The sequence below is a fragment of the Achromobacter sp. ACM01 genome (genome assembly GCF_014851745.1).
GTDB lineage: Bacteria > Pseudomonadota > Gammaproteobacteria > Burkholderiales > Burkholderiaceae_B > Achromobacter > Achromobacter aegrifaciens.
In genome coordinates, this window is the sequence record NZ_JACVAF010000001.1 from 545,936 (window position 1) to 562,996 (window position 17,061).

The 17,061-nt window shown below is 67.3% G+C and carries 18 protein-coding genes and 1 riboswitch; of the genes, 7 read left to right on the forward strand and 11 right to left on the reverse strand.

All coding sequences use genetic code 11. The features are described from left to right. Window positions 1-6: 6 nt before the first annotated feature. Window positions 7-88: riboswitch (SAM riboswitch) on the forward strand. From IB268_RS02615 to IB268_RS02625, 3 genes are all read left to right on the forward strand, one after another. Then, window positions 78-1,337, forward strand: a complete 1,260-nt coding sequence (locus IB268_RS02615; RefSeq protein WP_192353764.1) for a homoserine O-acetyltransferase — start codon at window positions 78-80, stop codon at window positions 1,335-1,337. (Overlaps the previous riboswitch by 11 nt.) Next, the gene (gene metW / locus IB268_RS02620; protein ID WP_054455023.1) at window positions 1,334-1,948 is read left to right on the forward strand and encodes a methionine biosynthesis protein MetW; all 615 of its coding nucleotides are present in this window, start codon (window positions 1,334-1,336) and stop codon (window positions 1,946-1,948) included. Before IB268_RS02615 ends, metW begins: the two co-directional genes overlap by 4 nt. A 104-nt stretch (window positions 1,949-2,052) precedes the next feature. Then, window positions 2,053-3,309: a muropeptide transporter gene (locus IB268_RS02625; RefSeq protein ID WP_119452172.1), complete on the forward strand. Its 1,257-nt coding sequence runs from the start codon at window positions 2,053-2,055 to the stop codon at window positions 3,307-3,309. Between the two features lie 60 nt (window positions 3,310-3,369). Here IB268_RS02625 and IB268_RS02630 read toward each other — a convergent pair whose 3' ends face one another. Continuing rightward, window positions 3,370-4,239 carry a universal stress protein gene (locus IB268_RS02630; RefSeq protein ID WP_192353765.1) on the reverse strand — a complete coding sequence of 290 codons (870 nt, stop codon included), beginning with the start codon at window positions 4,237-4,239 and terminating at the stop codon, window positions 3,370-3,372. Window positions 4,240-4,461: 222 nt separating this feature from the next. Between IB268_RS02630 and IB268_RS02635 the strand changes: the two genes are divergently transcribed. Both IB268_RS02635 and IB268_RS02640 read left to right on the forward strand, forming a co-directional pair. Then, window positions 4,462-5,100 carry a trimeric intracellular cation channel family protein gene (locus IB268_RS02635; RefSeq protein WP_054455018.1) on the forward strand — a complete coding sequence of 213 codons (639 nt, stop codon included), beginning with the start codon at window positions 4,462-4,464 and terminating at the stop codon, window positions 5,098-5,100. Between the two features lie 109 nt (window positions 5,101-5,209). Then, entirely contained in the window at window positions 5,210-5,899 is a 690-nt protein-coding gene (locus tag IB268_RS02640; RefSeq protein ID WP_192353766.1) for a GntR family transcriptional regulator, read from the forward strand. A gap of 51 nt (window positions 5,900-5,950) precedes the next feature. Here IB268_RS02640 and IB268_RS02645 read toward each other — a convergent pair whose 3' ends face one another. From IB268_RS02645 to IB268_RS02660, 4 genes are read right to left on the reverse strand one after another with little or no spacing between them, the layout of a single operon-like run. Next, the gene (locus IB268_RS02645) at window positions 5,951-6,718 is read right to left on the reverse strand and encodes a LamB/YcsF family protein (protein WP_192353767.1); all 768 of its coding nucleotides are present in this window, start codon (window positions 6,716-6,718) and stop codon (window positions 5,951-5,953) included. A gap of 13 nt (window positions 6,719-6,731) precedes the next feature. Further along, the gene (locus IB268_RS02650; RefSeq protein ID WP_192353768.1) at window positions 6,732-7,727 is read right to left on the reverse strand and encodes a biotin-dependent carboxyltransferase family protein; all 996 of its coding nucleotides are present in this window, start codon (window positions 7,725-7,727) and stop codon (window positions 6,732-6,734) included. After that, a complete protein-coding gene (gene pxpB, locus IB268_RS02655; RefSeq protein WP_054455010.1) occupies window positions 7,724-8,455 on the reverse strand; it encodes a 5-oxoprolinase subunit PxpB in 732 nt (243 codons plus the stop codon). The genes IB268_RS02650 and pxpB overlap by 4 nt, the downstream gene beginning before the upstream one ends. A 24-nt stretch (window positions 8,456-8,479) precedes the next feature. Further along, a complete protein-coding gene (locus tag IB268_RS02660; protein ID WP_054455008.1) occupies window positions 8,480-8,911 on the reverse strand; it encodes a VOC family protein in 432 nt (143 codons plus the stop codon). A 150-nt stretch (window positions 8,912-9,061) separates the two neighbouring features. On the opposite strand from IB268_RS02660, the gene IB268_RS02665 reads away from it, so the two are divergent. After that, complete coding sequence (locus IB268_RS02665; RefSeq protein WP_054455868.1) at window positions 9,062-9,928, forward strand: LysR family transcriptional regulator; 867 nt, start codon at window positions 9,062-9,064, stop codon at window positions 9,926-9,928. A 50-nt stretch (window positions 9,929-9,978) separates the two neighbouring features. Here IB268_RS02665 and serA read toward each other — a convergent pair whose 3' ends face one another. The 6 genes from serA to phoB form a co-directional block, all read right to left on the reverse strand. After that, window positions 9,979-11,178, reverse strand: coding sequence for a phosphoglycerate dehydrogenase (gene serA, locus IB268_RS02670; protein ID WP_054455006.1), 1,200 nt, complete (start codon window positions 11,176-11,178; stop codon window positions 9,979-9,981). A 168-nt stretch (window positions 11,179-11,346) separates the two neighbouring features. Then, the gene (locus IB268_RS02675) at window positions 11,347-11,805 is read right to left on the reverse strand and encodes a DUF411 domain-containing protein (protein WP_054455004.1); all 459 of its coding nucleotides are present in this window, start codon (window positions 11,803-11,805) and stop codon (window positions 11,347-11,349) included. A gap of 75 nt (window positions 11,806-11,880) precedes the next feature. Further along, window positions 11,881-13,281, reverse strand: coding sequence for a heavy metal sensor histidine kinase (locus IB268_RS02680; RefSeq protein ID WP_119452175.1), 1,401 nt, complete (start codon window positions 13,279-13,281; stop codon window positions 11,881-11,883). Further along, the gene (locus IB268_RS02685; protein WP_054454998.1) at window positions 13,278-13,967 is read right to left on the reverse strand and encodes a heavy metal response regulator transcription factor; all 690 of its coding nucleotides are present in this window, start codon (window positions 13,965-13,967) and stop codon (window positions 13,278-13,280) included. Before IB268_RS02685 ends, IB268_RS02680 begins: the two co-directional genes overlap by 4 nt. Window positions 13,968-14,012: 45 nt before the next feature. Continuing rightward, window positions 14,013-15,320: a phosphate regulon sensor histidine kinase PhoR gene (gene phoR, locus IB268_RS02690; RefSeq protein WP_054454997.1), complete on the reverse strand. Its 1,308-nt coding sequence runs from the start codon at window positions 15,318-15,320 to the stop codon at window positions 14,013-14,015. A gap of 13 nt (window positions 15,321-15,333) precedes the next feature. Further along, window positions 15,334-16,032, reverse strand: coding sequence for a phosphate regulon transcriptional regulator PhoB (gene phoB / locus IB268_RS02695; RefSeq protein ID WP_006227196.1), 699 nt, complete (start codon window positions 16,030-16,032; stop codon window positions 15,334-15,336). Window positions 16,033-16,193: 161 nt separating this feature from the next. On the opposite strand from phoB, the gene ubiE reads away from it, so the two are divergent. Continuing rightward, window positions 16,194-16,970 (forward strand): bifunctional demethylmenaquinone methyltransferase/2-methoxy-6-polyprenyl-1,4-benzoquinol methylase UbiE, encoded by a 777-nt coding sequence (gene ubiE / locus IB268_RS02700; RefSeq protein ID WP_192353769.1) that lies wholly within the window; start codon window positions 16,194-16,196, stop codon window positions 16,968-16,970. Window positions 16,971-17,061 lie beyond the last annotated feature (91 nt).

Here is a 17,061-nt window from a genome sequence, read left to right on the forward strand (position 1 = left end):
AGTACAAAATTTTTCGGCGCCGATTTGCCTGATCCGCTTGCGGGCGCCTTCCAATAAATCCAGCTAAAGAGGTCCGTATGACCACTCCTGCCCAAAATTTGGCCGGTGATTCGGCCAGCGGGTTCGTACCCGCAACCGTCACGACTTCCGCTTCCGCTGATCCCGGTTCGGTCGGTCTCGTTGCCCCCACCTTCATCCGTTTCGATGAGCCCCTGTCCTTGCAGAGCGGCCAGTCGCTGGCTGCCTACGAACTGGCGGTCGAAACCTACGGCACGCTCAATGCCCAGCGCAGCAACGCGGTGCTGGTCTGCCACGCGCTGAACGCTTCGCACCACGTGGCGGGGCAGGCGGCCGACAATCCCAGCGACGTGGGGTGGTGGGACAACATGGTGGGGCCCGGCAAAGCGGTGGACACCAACGTCTTCTTCGTCATCGGCGTCAATAATCTGGGCTCCTGCTTCGGCTCGACCGGCCCGGCCAGCATCAATCCGGAAACCGGCAAGCCCTGGGGCGCCGCTTTTCCGGTGCTGACCGTCGAGGACTGGGTAAGGGCACAGGCCAGGGTCGCGGACCACTTCGGCATCGAACGTTTCGCCGCCGTGATGGGCGGATCGCTGGGCGGCATGCAGGCGCTCAGCTGGGCCATTACGTTGCCCGACCGCGTGGCCAATTGCGTGGTCATCGCCAGCACGCCGCGCCTGTCGGCGCAGAACATCGGCTTTAACGAGGTGGCGCGCCGCGCCATCATTACCGATCCGGATTTCCACGGCGGCGACTACTACGCGCAGGACACCGTGCCGCGCCGCGGCCTGTCGGTGGCGCGCATGCTTGGCCACATCACCTACCTGTCCGACGACGACATGGCCGAGAAGTTCGGCCGCGCCCAGCGCGCGCCGGCCGAGAACGGCGCGTACCACTACGGCTACGACGTCGAGTTCGAGGTGGAGTCGTACCTGCGCTATCAGGGTGAGAAATTCACCCGTTATTTCGACGCCAACACCTATCTGCTGATTACGCGCGCGCTGGACTACTTCGACCCGGCGCGCACCACCGGCGGCGATTTGGCCCGCGCGCTGGCTCCGGCCAAGGCCGATTTCCTGCTGGTGTCGTTCTCGACCGACTGGCGCTTCCCGCCGGAACGTTCGCGCGAAATCGTGCGGGCGCTGCTGAAGAACGCCAGCCCCGTGACCTACGCCGAGATCGACGCGCCGCACGGCCACGACGCCTTCCTGCTGGAAGACGCGCGCTACCATGCCGTGGTTCGCGGCTATTACGAACGCATCGCGCGCGAGCTCGGGCTCGGCGTTGCCGCCCAGACCGAAGGACGTTCCGCATGACTCCCGTGACTCCCCGACCCGCGCACAGCGTCTTGCGGCCCGACCTGGCGCGCATCGCCAGCTGGATCGAGCCCGGCAGCCGCGTCCTGGACCTGGGCTGCGGCGACGGCGCGCTGCTGGCGCATCTGCGCGACCACCGGCAGGTGCGGGGCGCGGGCGTGGAACTGGACGACAACTGCGTCATCGCCTGCGTGCGGCGCGGCGTTGAAGTGATCCAGCAGAACCTGGAAGACGGGCTGGCGCTGTTCGACGACAAGCAGTTCGATACCGTGGTGCTGTCGCAGACCCTGCAATCGATGCACCGCACCGAGCACATCCTGCGCGAAATGGCGCGGGTGGCGCGCTACGGCGTGGTGTCGTTTCCCAACTTCGGTTACTGGCCGCACGGCTGGGCCATCCTGCGCGGCCGCATGCCGGTGACGGGCCAGATGCCCTACCAGTGGTACAACACGCCGAACATTCACTTGTGCACGCTGCGCGACTTCGAGCAGCTGGCCGGCGAATTGCGCCTGTCCATCCTGGAACGCGCCACCTTCAACGAAGGACGCGAGGTCAAGCTGCTGCCCAGCTGGCGCAGCACCCTGGCGGTGTACCGCTTCGCGTCGCCCTGACATTCCGACACGCCTGCTGCCTGCGGCGCGGGCGCATAGGCCCTAAAATGCCGCAAGCCTGCGGCCGCCAGCGGTGCGCTGGCGCGTTGTTTTAGGAGACCGTCATTACCGCTGCATCCAACGTCTATACCAGCCCCCGCGTGGCCCCCTTGCTGGTCCTGGGATTCGCCAGCGGATTGCCTCTGGCCCTGACCAGCGGCACCTTGCAGGCCTGGGCCACGGTGGAAAACGTGCCGCTGCAGCAGATCGGTTTCCTGACCCTGGTGGGCAGCGCCTATACCCTCAAGTTCCTGTGGGCTCCCTTGGTGGACCGCTACGCGCCGCCCTTGCTGGGGCGGCGGCGCGGCTGGATGCTGCTGACGCAGTTGCTGCTGGCCGTGGCCATCATGGCGATGGGCGCCTTGTCGCCTTCGTCCGCCTTGCAGACGCTGGCTCTGCTGGCCGTGCTGGTGGCGTTTCTGTCGGCCACGCAGGACATTGCTTTCGATGCCTATTGCACGGACGTGCTGCGCAAGGATGAGCGCGGCGCCGGCGCGGCCATCAAGGTCATGGGCTACCGGCTGGCGATGATCGTGTCGGGCGGGCTGGCGCTGATCCTGGCGGACCAGTGGATAGGCTGGGGCAATACCTATGTGTTGATGGGCGGGCTGATGCTGTTGTGCGCGTTGGCGACCTTCTGGGCGCCCGAACCCGAGCACGTCGCCCGACCGCCGCGTACGCTGCGCGAGGCCGTGGGCGAGCCTTTGCGGGAATTCTTCACGCGGCGCGGCGCGCTGGCGGTGTTGCTGCTGATCGTGCTGTACAAGCTGGGCGACGCGTTCGCGGGGGCTTTGTCCACCACCTTCCTGATCCGCGGCGCGGGCTTCACGCCGACGGAAGTGGGTACGGTGAACAAGGTGCTGGGGCTGGCCGCCACCATCATCGGCGCACTGGCGGGCGGGTCGCTCATGTCGCGCTGGGGCCTGTACCGGTCGCTGATGGCGTTCGGGCTGCTGCAGGCGGTGTCGAATCTGGCGTACTGGCTGATCGCCGTCAGTCCCAAGAACCTCTGGCTGATGGCCGCGGGCGTGGGAATCGAGAACCTGTGCGGCGGCCTGGGCACGGCGTCCTTCGTTGGCCTGCTTATGGCGTTGTGCCGCCAGCAGTTTTCGGCGACCCAGTTCGCGCTGCTGTCGGCGCTGTCGGCGGTGGGTCGGACCTACCTGGCCGGCCCTCTCACGCCGCCGCTGGTGGAAGCCATGGGCTGGCCGGGTTTCTTCCTGCTGACCGTGGCCATCGCGTTGCCGGGCCTGGTGCTGCTGCATCTGCTGCGCGGCACGATAGAAACCATGGAGAAGCAGGGCGATCAGGCCCCGGCTTGAAGCCGGCGGGTCCAAAAAAAACGGCGCCGAGGCGCCGTTTTTTCATGGCCGGACCGGGGTTTATTCCTCGCCGAGCAACCTGACGATCAGCACGTCGCTGGGCAGCGACTCCAGCAGCCGTTCGGCCACGCTGCCGATGGCGGTGCGCAGGATGCCGGTGCGGCCATGGGTGCCCGTCACGACCAGATCGGAACGGTGGTTGAAGGAGTATTCCGACAGCACGGTTTCCGGCTGGCCGCATTCCAGCACCACCTTGGGTGCGGCGACCTGGGCGAGTTCGGGCGTTTCGGCGATGAAGTCCTGGGCGCTCTGCTCGGCCGCCTTGTAGAAGCTGCGCGTGATGGCGTCATCCGGCGTGTTCTTGCCCTGGAAGGGGACGTCGTAGGAGTGGAACAAGGTCAGGTCCGCGTTCGGCACCAGGTGCAGCGCGGCGCGCAGCGCCTGGCGCGAGCCGGCGGAGAAGTCCGTGGCGACCAGCACGTCGCGGTACGGCCGGCGCGGACGGGTCTTGACCACCAGTACGGGCTGGCGTGCCTGGCGGGCCAACTTTTCGACCGTGGTGCCCAGCAGCAGGCGGCCCAGGGTTTCATCGCGCGCGGTGCCGGTGACGATCAGCGAGCAGCCGTAGCTGTCGGCGGTTTCCATGATGCGGACCAGCGGATCGCCGCTGACCACCACCACTTCGGTCGCCACGTCGGCGGCGGCCAGGTCCTCGGCCAGCTCGCGCTCGGCCAGCGCCTTGTGGTCCGTCGACAGGCGCCGCCACACGGGCGTGGTCAGGCGAGCCGGCGTGGCATGGGATTCCATGACATGCAGGACGATGAGCTTGGTGTCGAGTTCCTTGGCCAGCTGCAGCGCGCGGTCCAGGGCGCGGTCGCCGCGCGCGCTCAGGTCGGTCGCCAACAGGATGGGGCCAGTTTGCTGTGTCATACGTTCTCTCCCGGTTGTGGTTGGACCGCCGACTCCCGCGTGCGTCGCTCCAGCCGTTCCGCCCTCGCGGGCCTTATCCCCATTCTCGCGCGGCTGCGCGGAAGGGGACTTGATAGATATCAACGCAAAGTCGAGGGTAAGGGATGGCGGGCGCGCAGGCAATGGCCGTCCGCTACCCCGCTGCCTTAATACAATGGGGCCAGTTCAACTCCCTGCCTGCCCATGTTTCCGGATCTGTCTCCCGCCTTGCTGCACACGCTGTATCTTGTCGCCATCGTGGCGGAAGCGATGACCGCGGCGCTTTCGGCCGGCAGGCGCGACATGGACTGGATGGGCGTCTGCATCATTGCCTGCGTGACGGCCCTGGGCGGCGGTTCCCTGCGCGACGTGCTGCTGGGGCATTACCCGCTGACCTGGGTGGTCCATCCCGAGTATCTCTGGATGACAGCGGGCGCGGCGATCTTTACGGCCCTGATCGCGCCCGTCATGCGGCGCCTGCGCAGCCTGTTCCTGCTGGCCGATGCGCTGGGCCTGGTGGCGTTCACGGTCATCGGCTGCCAGGTGGCGCAGCTGATGCAGCTGCCGATCACCGTGGTGCTGATCAGCGGCATGATCACCGGCTGCGCCGGCGGGGTGCTGCGCGATGTGCTGTGCAACGAGGTGCCGCTGCTGTTCCGCAAGGAGCTCTATGCCAGCGTGTCCTTCGTGACCGGCGGGCTGTACCTGGGCTCGCAGGCCTTGGGCCTGTCCGCCAACGCCGCGGTGCCGATTGCGCTGGCCGCGGGCCTGGCGGTGCGCCTGCTGGCCCTGCGCTTCAATTGGCAGATGCCGAAGTTCGTGTATCGGGACGACTGGGACTGAAGCAGGGCGGCAGGGCGCTCTGCAACAATTTTCTTATTTATGTTTCAAGAGATTTCTAGTATCTTCACGAAGTCTCATACCATGCATTGCGCAGTACAAGGGGAGCCGATTGGACGTCAAAGCGCCCGCCACGATTCCGTATTTCCTGCAGGAACAGATTCGTGAATTGATCGTGGACGGCACCATCCGTCCCGGCCAGCCGCTGCGCGAACAGGAGCTGGAGCAGCGTTTCGGCACCAGCCGCAGCCCGATCCGCGAAGCGCTGCGCCTGCTGGAGCTGAGCGGCCTGGTCACCCATATCCAGCGCAAGGGTTTCAGGGTCACCCTGTACACCGAGGCGCAGATCCGTCATCTGTACCAACTGCGCGCCGAACTCGAGGCCTATTGCATCCGCCAGGCGGCGGAAGCGGCCGACCAGGCGCCGCTGCTGGCCGAGCTGCGCCTTCATGACGCCGCCATCGGGGCGGCATTGGCGTCGGGCGATGGGCGCGGCGCCATTGCCTCGGCCTGCGCGTTCTATCTGGCTGCGGCCCGCAGCACGGGCAATACCCCGCTTGCGGGCATGCTCAGCAAGCTTTACGAGCAGATCGAACCGTTGCGCTACCTGTTGGCCAGGCAGGCGCTGCCGTTCACCGGCATCCAGGCCTGCACCAGCGGCGTCATCGAAGCATTGGCCGGCCGCGACGTCGAGCGTGCTGCCAATCTGACGCGCAGCTATCTGGCGGACGTGCTGCCCAGCGTGGCGCAGGCGTATCGCCAGGCCGCGCTGCAGGACGCGGAAGAACCGCAGCCGCGCTAGGCACGCGCCTGAGCCGGCCGCGCCTCGCCAGCCGCGCCTAGCCGGCCGCGCCTATTCCCTCGGTGGGGTGCGGACTTCTATGCCGGCCTGTTCCAGCGCCTTGCGGATGCCGTCGGCGAAGATCAGCGCGTTCGGCTGGTCGCCATGGATGCACAGCGTGTCGGCCTGCACCGCCACGTCCTTGCCGTCCACCGAACGCACCTTGCCTTCGCGCACCATGCGCACCACCTGCGCCACCGCCTGATCCAGGTCTTCGATCATCGCGTCAGCGCGGCTGCGCGGCGTGAGCGAGCCGTCGTCCTGGTAGGAGCGGTCGGCGAAGACCTCGTTGGCGGCGGCCAGGCCGATGGAACGGGCCGCGTCGATCAGTTTGCTGCCGGCCAGTCCGTACAGGATCAGCGAGGCGTCCACGTCCTTGACCGCCTGGCAGATCGCGCGCGCCAGCCCTTCGTCCTTGGCGGCCATGTTGTAAAGCGCGCCGTGCGCTTTCACATGGTGCAGCCGCGCGCCTTGCGAGGCGGCCACGCCGGCCAAGGCGCCGATCTGGTAGACCACGATGTCGTAGGCTTCGTCGGGGCTGATCTGGATGACGCGGCGTCCGAATCCGGCCAGATCCTGCAGGCTGGGGTGCGCGCCCAGCGCCACGCCGCGCGCCAGCGCGGCCGCCACGGTCTTGCGCATGGTGGCCGGGTCGCCGCCATGGAAGCCACAGGCGATATTGGCGGAGCTGACGAACTGCAGCACCGCGGCGTCGTTGCCCATGGTCCAGGCGCCATAGCTTTCGCCCATGTCGCAGTTCATGTCGATGCGGGTGGTCATGGCAAATTCCTTTCTAGGCGAGGAGCGCGCGCAACGGCGCCAGCGCGTCCTGCAATTGCGTGAAGGCGCGCTCGCGTTCGCCGTCCAGGCGCTGCGCTTCTTCCAGTTCGATCAGCTGGAAGCGCAGCGTCTGGCCCGGTGCGCACTGCGCCAGGACGGGCAGGTCCACCGTGGCGATCTGCGCGATCTTGGGGTAGCCGCCGGTGGTCTGCCGGTCGGCCATGAGGATGATGGCCTCGCCGCCCGAAGGCACCTGCACGGTGCCGAAACACGCGGCTTCCGACAGCATCTGACGCGGCTGGCTCATGGCCAGCGCGGGGCCCAACAGGCGGTAGCCCATGCGGTCGGACTGCGGGCTGATGCGGAACTCCGCGCCGCCGCCAAAGGCCTGGCGGGTGGCCTCGGAGAATTCCTCCCAGTGCATGCCGGGCAGGAAACGGATGAACTCGCGGCGCTTGGCGCCCAGCGCCGCCGGCAGGTAGACGCGCTGGTTCCACAGCGCTTCCTGCAAGGCGTCGAGGTCGCGGCCAGCGGCCAGCGGCGCATGCAGCGGCACCTGGTCGCCCTTGGCCAGCGCGCGTCCCTGGAAGCCGCCGAAGCCGCTGCGCAGGTAGGTGCTTTCGCTGCCCATGACGCGCGGCAGCGCAAAGCCGCTGTGCACCGCGAGATAGCCGCGCACGCCCACGGCCGGCCTGGCGCCGAAGGCCAAGGTGTCGCCCGTCCGCGCCACCAGCGGGCGGTGGACGGGAATGTCCTGGCCGTTGAGCGTGGCGCCAAGGTCGGCGCCAGCCAGCGCGAAGCAGGCCGCGGCGTCAAAGCGCAGGGTAGGACCCGTCAGGGTTATTTCCAGCGTGGCGTGTTCGTCTTGATTGCCGGCCAGCGCGTTGGCCAGCCGGTGCGCGCGCTCGTCCATGGCGCCCGCGGCGGGGATGCCCTGATGCTGGTAGCCCTCGCGGCCGCGGTCCTGGAAGCTGGACAGCATGCCGGGCTTGATCACGGTCACGCTCATGGCCGGGCTCCCCGGATGCGGTTGAATTCCTCGGGGCTGATGGGCACGAAGCGGACCGAGTCGCCGGGTTGCAGCAGGGCGGCGGGTTCGCGGGCCGGGTCGAACATGGTGAGCGGCGTGGCGCCGATGATGTTCCAGCCGCCGGGCAGGCGGTTCGGGTAGATCACGGTCTGCCGGTTGGCGACCGCCACGGCACCGGGCGGCACCGCGGTGCGCGGCGAGGCGCGGCGCGGGATATTCAGTTTTTCGTCGTGCACGCCCAGATAGGCGTGGCCGGGCGCGAAGCCCAGCATGAAGACCATGCTGCGCGGCTGGCTGTGCAGCTGGATGACGCCTTCGGGAGTGAGGCCGGCGGCGTCGGCCACTTCGGCGAGGTCGGGGCCATGTTCGCCGCCGTAGCAGACCGGGATGTCGATCTCGCGTCCGCCCAGGGCGTCCGCGGCGATGCCTTCGGACAATAGTTGTCCGATGCGCTCGGCCAGTTGCGGGTAGGTGGGGCCGCCGCTGGCGCCGGGGCGGTAATGCACCGCCACCGCGACGAAGGAAGGCACCACATCGGTCACGCCGGCAAGCCGCGCGTCGCGCAGCTTGCCGGCCGCGGCCAGACAGGTCCTGCCGACGTCGGCGTCGATCTGGTCGCCAAAGGAAACGATCAGACAGCGGTCACCCTGGGGCAGGATGCGCCAGGAGGTTTCGGCCGGAGAAGGAGGTTCTGAATTTGCGTTCAACGACACGAAACCTGTAGAGACGGATTACTTGGCGAACAGGGAATCCAGGTTCTTGAACGCCTTGAATTCCAGCGCGTTGCCCGACGGATCCAGGAAGAACATGGTGGCTTGTTCGCCCACTTCACCCTTGAAGCGGATGTAGGGCTCGATGACGAATTCGGTGCCGGCGTCGGTCAGACGCTTCGCCATCGCTTCCCATTGTTCCATGGAAAGCACCGCGCCGAAATGGCGCACCGGCACATTGTGCGAGTCCACGGCGCTGGTGGCCTTGTGGCCGCATTCGCCGGGAGCCAGGTGGGCGACGATCTGGTGGCCGTAGAAGTTGAAGTCGATCCATTCGGGCGAGCTGCGGCCCTCCGGACAGCCCAGTTTTTCGCCATAGAAGGCGCGGGCTTCGGCCAGGTCGCGGACCGGGAAGGCGAGGTGGAACGGCGGCAGGTTGGTTTGAGCGGTCATGGAAGGCTCCGGGTCAGGCAAAGAAAAAATGATCAGTCAGATTGCGAGCCATCGCAAGCTTGGACGGCCTAGCATCGATGGGTAGTTTAGGTATTGTTTTTTTGATTGAAAAACGATATTTTTTGCTACTTAGCATCGAAATAATTGATCGTGATCAAAGAGTTCAAGACCTTCATCGCCGTGGCGCGGGACGGCACCTTTACCGGAGCCGGCGCCCGGCTGGGCCTGACCCAGTCTGCCGTCAGCGCCCAGATCAAGCGCCTGGAGGATTACCTGGGCGGGCCGCTGTTCGACCGTAGCGCGCGCGCCGCGGTGCTGAATGCGCACGGCCGCGAAGTGCTGCCGCAGGCGGAAGAACTGGTCGCCATGGCCGAGCGGATGATTACCGCTGGCGGGGCGGGCCATGTCAGCGGCTTGCTGCGCATCGGCGCCATCGCGTCGGTGCAGCAGGACCTGCTGGCGCGCGCGCTGGGCGGATTTCGCGCGGTCTATCCGGATGTGCGGGTGCGCATCGTGCCAGGTGTGTCGCTGTCGCTCCTGGGGCAGGTGGATGCGGGCGAGGTGGACATGGCCATGCTGATCAAGCCGCCCTTCGCTCTGCCGCCCGAACTCGGCTGGCAGCCCCTGCTGCGTGAACCGGTGATGCTGGCCATGCCCGCTTCCATGCCCATCGCGCCCTGGCGCGAGCTGCTGGCAAGCCAGCCCTTCATCCGCTACGACCGCGCGTCATTCGGCGGGCGCGTGGTGGACCTGTTCCTGAAGAAGCAGCGCATCCCGGTGCGCGAGGCTGTGGAGCTGGACGAGATCGACGCCATCGCCAACATGGTGCGGTTGGGGCTGGGCGTGGCGCTGTTGCCGCAGCTGCGGCGGCTGGACATGACCGGCTTGCGGCTGTTGCCGCTGGGGGAGGCGGCGTTCCACCGCGAGATCGGCCTGATAGGCCGGCTGCCGTTCGATGCCGGCAGCGTGCAGGAGAAGATGGCGGAATGCCTGGCGGCCGCCGCGGCAGAGTCTTGAGCCGTTTGGCGGGCGGCGCATGACGCGCTGCCCGCCACGGCGGCGGTGGCTTACAGCCGGTCGCAGCGGACCGTGATGGGGTGGCTGCGCAGCGTGGACATCACGACGTCGTTGACTTCGCCTTCCACGTCGGTGATCACATAGCCGATCTGGCCGCGGGTCTGCAGGGTCTGGCTGACGATGTTCAGGCCATGCTGCGCCATCAGGTTGTCCAGCGTGCCCAGCGCGCCCGGGGCGTTGCGGTGCACGTGCAGGATGCGCGTGCCGCCGGCGGGCTCCAGATACGGCAGTTCGGGGAAGTTGACCGCGCCCTTGGTGGTGCCGGCCTGCAGGAAGCGCACCAGCTTCTCGGCCACTTCCCGGCCGATGTTCTCTTGCGATTCCTGCGTGCTGCCGCCGATGTGCGGCGTCAGGATCACGTTGGGCAGGCCGATCAGCGGACTGGCCAGCGGCTCGTCCGCGCCCTTGGGCTCGGTCGGGAACACGTCCAGCGCGGCGCCGGCCAGATGGCCGGATTTCAGCGCCGCATGCAGCGCGTCGATATCCACCACCGTGCCGCGCGAGGCGTTGATCAGGATGGCGCCACGGCGCATGCGGCCGATGGTTTCCGCGTTCATGATCTTTTCGGTGGTCTTGCCGCCCGGCACGTGCAGGGTCACCACGTCGGCCTGCTCCAGCAGTTCGTTGAGCGTGGCCGCGGGCCGGGCGTTGCCCAGCGGCAGCTTGGCTTCGACGTCGTGATAGACGACGCGCATGCCCAGGCCTTCGGCCAGCGTGCTGATCTGCGAGCCGATGTTGCCGTAGCCCACGATGCCCAGCGTCTTGCCGCGGGTCTCGAATGCGCCGGCAGCGCTCTTGTCCCAGTGGCCCAGGTGCACGCGGGCGTTCTTTTCGGGAATGCGGCGCAGCAGCAGGATGGCTTCGCCCAGCACCAGTTCGGCCACCGAGCGGGTGTTCGAGAACGGTGCGTTGAACACCGGGATGCCGCGCTGCATGGCCGCGTCCAGGTCGACCTGGTTGGTGCCGATGCAGAAGCAGCCCACGACGCGCAGGTCGGGGTTGCCGGACAGCAGGGCGGCATCCAGGTGCGTGCGAGAACGGATCCCCGCCACCTGAGCGCCGCGCAGGGCGTCGCTCAATTGCGACGCCGGCAAGGCGGCCGCATGCGTGACGATGTCGGAGTAGCCGGCGGCTTCAAAAACAGCGCGGGCGCTCGGGTGGATGTTCTCGAACAGGACGATTTGTGCCATGACAGCCTGAGGGGTGGGTGAGGAATCCGTTTTATTGATTGTGGCCCATTTTTGCTGCAGTGCAAGGAGTAGCCATTGAGGCGGCATGGATGAATTGTTTCAGGCGCACAAACGATACGGGCATCGCCACAAAGAGCGATGCCCGGACAGAACCTGAAGGTTCGCGCGTTAACGGTAGGCCTGGAACACCTTGGCGCCGCCCTGCTTGTCCACCAGGACCACGTCATGCGGCGTCTTGCGGCCGCCGTATTCGGGGCCGTCCATGCCGGGGGAGCCCAGCGGCATGCCTGGCGCGGCCAGGCCGGCTGCGTCGGGCTTTTCGAGCAGCAGGCGGCGCACGTCGCTGGCCGGGACGTGGCCTTCGATCGCGTAGCCTTCGACGGCCGCGGTGTGGCACGAACCGTAGTTGGCCATGCCGGCGTTGCGGCGGATGGGGCCAGTGTCCTGGACGTCGTGGGTGGTGACGGCGAAGCCGTTGTCGCGCATGTGCTTGACCCAGTCTTCACAGCAGCCGCAGGTCGGGGTCTTCCAGACCTCGACCTTGACGGGCGTCTGGGCGGTGGCGAAAACGGGCGCGCACAGGGCCGCGGCAAGGGCCAGGCGGCGCGTAAGACGGGAAAGGTTCATGATGCTCCGTTGCGGGACGATGTGATTGCAAGCGTACTGTAGAGGAACGGGGGTGACCCCATTCTGTCCCGCACATTACGATTTTGTAATGTTGTCCGCGGTGGCATGGCCCTCCGGCGCGCGCAGCGTGATGCCGACCACGGTGCCATGCGCGCCCGAGGCCGCGTCGACCTCGCCGCCATGCATGCGCGCGATGGCGCGCACGATGGCCAGGCCCAGGCCGTGGCCTTCGCTGCGCGGCGCGCGCGCCTGGCTGGAGCGGAAGAAGCGGTCGAAGATGCGGGGCAGGTCCGTCGGCGGGATGGGCGGGCCTGGGTTGCGCACTTCCACCCGCGCGCCCGCGGGCGAAGCCGAGCAGGTCAGCACGATTTCGCCGCCCCGGGGCGTGGCCTTGATGGCGTTGGAAATCAGGTTCGCCAGCGCGCGCCGCACCAACCCGGCGTTGGCGGCCACGGTGGCGTCGCCTGCGCAGCGCAGATGCACGCCGCTTTCTTCCAGCGTGGCTTCGTAGTATTCGGCCACGCGTCGCGCTTCGGCGGCCAGCGATACTGGCGCCAGGTCCGCGGCCCGTTCGCCGCGGTCGGCGCGCGCCAGGAACAGCATGTCGTTGACCAGGGTCTTCAGGTCTTCCAGCTCTTCAAGGTTGGATTCCAGCGCATCGCGCAGTTCTGCCGCGTCGCGCGGCGACGACAGCATGACCTGCGTGCCGTTGATCAGCGTGGCCAGCGGCGTGCGCAGCTCGTGCGCCACGTCGGCATTGAAGCCTTCCATCTGCTGGTAGGCGGCCTGCAGGCGTTCCAGCGTGCGGTTGAAGGAACGGACCAGCTCGTGCAATTCGCGGTCGGTGTCTTCCAGCGGCAGGCGCCGCGCCAGATTGTCGGGCTGGATGCTGGCCGCCTGCTCGGACAGCCTGCGCGCCGGCGCCATGCTGCGCCTGACGGCCCAGGCCGCCAACACCACGGTCGCGCCGACCCACAGCGCGCAGATCAGCACCAGCGCGGTGCCATAGGCATACAGGAACTGCGAACTGGTGCGCGTGCTGACCGCCACGGTCAGTTGCGCGCCGGGCAGGATGCGGTCGTTCATGGCGACCCGCAGGCCGCGCATGCGGCCGCCGTCGGCGGTCTGCAGCACGACCTGCCTGCCGTCGCCGGTCGCCAGCGTTTCGGGAGCGGGGCCGCCGTACACGGAGTGGCCGTGCGCATCCACGATCCAGATGCCCAGCTGGCCTTCGCCCGCGCGCATCTCGTCGAAGGTGGCGGCCAGGTCTTTCAGGCCGCGGGCGTTGTTCTGCATGTCGATCAGGTGATCGATCAATTCCAGCTTGCCGCTGACTTCGGTGATTTCCTGCCGTTCCACTTCGCGCTTGAGCGCCCAGAACAGCGTGGCTCCCGCCAGGCTGGACACAAGCAGGGCGATGGCGCCCAGCAGCAGCGTCAGCCGCGCCTGCATGGAACGCATGCGCAGCGGCTTCATGCCGGGCGGCTATCCGCGGGGCGCGATTCCAGCACGTAGCCCATGCCGCGCACTGTATGCAGCAACTTGGTGTCGTAGGGGTCGTCCAGCTTGCTGCGCAGCCGCCGCACCGCCACGTCGATGACGTTGGTGTCGCTGTCGAAGTTCATGTCCCAGACCTGCTCGGCCAGGGTGGTGCGCGACAGCACCTGGCCCTGGCGGCGCAGCAGCAGGGCCAGCAGATTGAATTCCTTGGCGGTCAGGTCCAGGCGGCGGCCGCCGCGTTGGGCGCGCCGGCGGGCCAGGTCCAGTTCCAGGTCGGCCAGGCGCAGCAGGGTGGGTTCCTGAGAACGTCCGCGGCGTAGCAGCGCCTGCACCCGCGCGAGCAGTTCCGAAAAGGCGAAAGGCTTGACCAGGTAGTCGTCGGCGCCGCCTTCCAATCCGCGCACGCGGTCCTCGACGGCGTCGCGCGCGGTCAGCATCAGGATGGGCGTGTCCTTCTGTTCGCGCACCGCGGCCAGCACGCCGAAGCCATCCACGCCCGGCAGCATCACGTCCAGCACGATCAGGTCGTAGACGCCTTCCAGCGCCAGATGCAGGCCGTCCACGCCGTCGCGAGCCAGGTCCACGACGTGGCTTTGCTCCGACAGGCCCTTCTTGAGGTAGTCGGCCAGTTTGGGTTCGTCTTCGATGACCAGGATGCGCATGGCAGGAAATTTACCATCCGCGCTGCGTCAGGTCCGGCGGACGGCTCAGGCCGGGCTGTCGATGGCGATGCGGTCGGGCGGAAAGCGCAGGGCGAACACGCTGCCCTTGCCGGGTTCGCTGGTGATCAGCAGTTCGGCGTCGTGGCGCATGGCGATGTGCTTGGTGATCGCCAGCCCCAGGCCGGTGCCGCCCACCGCGCGCGAACGGCCGCGGTCCACGCGGTAGAAACGCTCGGTCAGGCGGGGCAGGTGGCGCGCGGGGATGCCGATGCCGGTGTCCTGCACGCTGTAGCGCGCGCCGCCGTCTTCCTCGCGCTCCCAGCGCACGGTGATGGTGCCGCCGTCCGGCGTGTAGCGCACCGCGTTGGTCAGCAGGTTGGACAGGGCCGAGGTCAGTTCGGTTTCGGCGCCCAGCACGTCCAGGGATTCATCGATGTGCCACTCCAGCACGTGGCGGCCGCCCGACAGGGCCTCGATCTGCTGGCGCGCCTTCTGCAGCAGCGCGCCCATGTTGACCGCGCGCGGGTCGCTGCCCGGCGAGGATTCCAGCGTGGACAGGGTCAGCAAGTCTTCGACGATGGCCTGCATGCGCTGGGCCTGCTCGTGCATCATGTCGATGTACTGCTCGCGTTGTTCGGCGGGCAGGGCGTCGGCGGGCATGTCGCGCAGGGTTTCCAGAAAACCCGCCAGTACCGTCAGAGGCGTGCGCAATTCGTGCGAGACATTGGCCACGAAGTCGCGGCGCGTGGTTTCCAGGCGTTCGATCTGGGTGACGTCGCGCGTGATCAGCAGGCGCTGGTTGCTGGCGTAGGCCGTCAGTTGCATCATCATCAGCCGCTCCTGGCCTTGCTGGCCCAGGCGCACCAGTATGGGCTCGGGCCAGGACGGACGGTGCGCATATTCGACGAATTCGGGCGCGCGCAGCAGGTTCAGCAGGTTATGGCCGCGGTCGGCCGGCAGGCGCAGGCCCAGGTGCTGGCGCGCCATGCGGTTGCACCAGTCGATCTGGAAATCCTCGTTCAGCGTCACCGCGCCGTCCGGCAGCGCTTGCGCCGCGGCCAGCATGCCTTGCATGGTGTTCTGGGTTTCGTTCAGTTCGCGGGCCCGGGCGCGGGTGTAGCGGTACAGCGGCGCGAGGATGTCGTCCCAGGGACCGACCGAAGCGGGCGGCGAGGTATCGGGGTGGTTGGCCCAGTGGGACACCAGGTGCAGGCGCCAGCTGCGCCAGAGCAGCATGGCGGCCAGCGCGAAGGAAAACAGTATCCAGCCCGCCGGGTCTCCTATGAGCCATTGGGCCAGTAATGCGGCAACCGCCCACAGGGCGACCAGGAAAAGAGTGCGCAGCCAGATCATCGTGCGGGAGTTTTTACCGCGTCGGGAGCTGGGCAGTAAACCGGTAGCCGCTGCCGCGGACCGTTTCCACGTGCGCGTCGTGGCCGCTGGGTTCCAGCGCCTTGCGCAGGCGGCGGATGTGTACGTCGACCGTGCGCTCTTCCACGAAGACGTGGTCGCCCCAGACCTGATCCAGCAGCTGGGAACGCGAGAACACGCGTTCGGGGTGCGTCATGAAAAAGTGCAGCAGGCGGAATTCGGTGGGGCCGATCTGCAGCGACTGGCTGTTGCCCGACAGGCGATGCGTCACCGGATCCAGCTTCAGGCCGCCCACGTCGATCACGTCGTCGGTCAGCTGGGGGGCGCGGCGGCGCAGCACGGCCTTGATGCGCGCCATCAGCTCCTTGGGCGAGAAGGGCTTGGTAATGTAGTCGTCGGCGCCGGCTTCCAGGCCGTCGACTTTGTCCTGCTCGGAACCCTTGGCGGTCAGCATGATGACCGGCACGGCGCGGGTGCGCTCGTCGTTGCGCAGTTTGCGCGCCATGGCCAAGCCGGAGGTGCCGGGCAGCATCCAGTCCAGCAGGATCAGGTCGGGAAGTTCGGCGCGGATCAGGGTCTGGGCCTGGTCGGCGTCGAAGGCGCGCAGCACCTTGTGTCCGGCGAAGGACAGGTTGACGGCGATCAGTTCCTGGATGGCGGGTTCGTCTTCGACGACGAGGATGGTGCTGGACATGGCGGATTGGGCACACTTCTGAGCGCCGGCGCGGCGCGAACATTGCGATAGTATGGCCGCAATATTTCAGGTATGTGACCGCCGGGCGTCATCGTCCGCGTCCGCCGGCCGCCCGCGGGAGCCCGATAGGCTACCATTGAACGATATATCGGGAATTCACCATGCAAAACCCCTCCGAATCGCAACATTCCGCGGATTCCGCCTCGCAATCGACCCATTTCGGCTTCCAGACGGTGCCGGAAGGCGAAAAGGCCCGCAAAGTCGCCGAAGTCTTCCATTCGGTCGCCCAGCGCTACGACGTCATGAACGATTTCATGTCGGCCGGGCTGCACCGCGTCTGGAAGGCGTTCACCATCGGCCGCGCCGCCATCCGCCCCGGCATGAAGATGCTGGACATTGCCGGCGGCACGGGCGATCTGGCAAAGGCCTTCGCCAAGCGCGCCGGCCCCACGGGCGAGGTCTGGCTCACGGACATCAACGACTCCATGCTGCGCGTGGGCCGCGACCGCCTGACCGATGCCGGCCTGCTGGTCCCCACCGCCGTGTGCGACGCCGAGCGCCTGCCGTTCCCCACCGGCCATTTCGACCGCGTCAGCGTGGCTTTCGGCCTGCGCAACATGACCCACAAGGACCGCGCCCTGGCTGAAATGACCCGGGTGCTGAAGCCGGGCGGCAAGCTGCTGGTGCTGGAATTTTCGCGCGTGGCCAAGCCGCTGGCCCCCGCCTACGACTGGTATTCCTTCAATGTGCTGCCCTGGCTGGGCAAGAAGGTCGCCAAGGACGAAGCCAGCTACCGCTATCTGGCCGAATCCATCCGCATGCACCCCGACCAGGAAACCCTGGCGGACATGCTGCGCACGGCCGGGCTGGAACGGGTGCAGTACTTCAACCTGACCGCCGGCATCGCCGCTCTGCACGAAGGCGTGAAGCTGGGCTGATCCGCCCCGGCCATCCGGATTTTTCGCCGCCCTGCGGGAACTTGTGGGGCGGCGTCTTGTCCGTTATTCTTACGGTATTCAGATTAATGTA

Coding starts and splice junctions, on each gene's coding strand:
- IB268_RS02615 (WP_192353764.1), top strand. CDS start 78: ATGACCACTCCTGCCCAAAATTTGGCCGGTGATTCGGCCAGCGGGTTC.
- metW (WP_054455023.1), top strand. CDS start 1,334: ATGACTCCCGTGACTCCCCGACCCGCGCACAGCGTCTTGCGGCCCGAC.
- IB268_RS02630 (WP_192353765.1), bottom strand. CDS start 4,239: ATGACACAGCAAACTGGCCCCATCCTGTTGGCGACCGACCTGAGCGCG.
- IB268_RS02635 (WP_054455018.1), top strand. CDS start 4,462: ATGTTTCCGGATCTGTCTCCCGCCTTGCTGCACACGCTGTATCTTGTC.
- IB268_RS02645 (WP_192353767.1), bottom strand. CDS start 6,718: ATGACCACCCGCATCGACATGAACTGCGACATGGGCGAAAGCTATGGC.
- IB268_RS02650 (WP_192353768.1), bottom strand. CDS start 7,727: ATGAGCGTGACCGTGATCAAGCCCGGCATGCTGTCCAGCTTCCAGGAC.
- IB268_RS02660 (WP_054455008.1), bottom strand. CDS start 8,911: ATGACCGCTCAAACCAACCTGCCGCCGTTCCACCTCGCCTTCCCGGTC.
- serA (WP_054455006.1), bottom strand. CDS start 11,178: ATGGCACAAATCGTCCTGTTCGAGAACATCCACCCGAGCGCCCGCGCT.
- IB268_RS02675 (WP_054455004.1), bottom strand. CDS start 11,805: ATGAACCTTTCCCGTCTTACGCGCCGCCTGGCCCTTGCCGCGGCCCTG.
- IB268_RS02680 (WP_119452175.1), bottom strand. CDS start 13,281: ATGAAGCCGCTGCGCATGCGTTCCATGCAGGCGCGGCTGACGCTGCTG.
- IB268_RS02685 (WP_054454998.1), bottom strand. CDS start 13,967: ATGCGCATCCTGGTCATCGAAGACGAACCCAAACTGGCCGACTACCTC.
- phoR (WP_054454997.1), bottom strand. CDS start 15,320: ATGATCTGGCTGCGCACTCTTTTCCTGGTCGCCCTGTGGGCGGTTGCC.
- phoB (WP_006227196.1), bottom strand. CDS start 16,032: ATGTCCAGCACCATCCTCGTCGTCGAAGACGAACCCGCCATCCAGGAA.
- ubiE (WP_192353769.1), top strand. CDS start 16,194: ATGCAAAACCCCTCCGAATCGCAACATTCCGCGGATTCCGCCTCGCAA.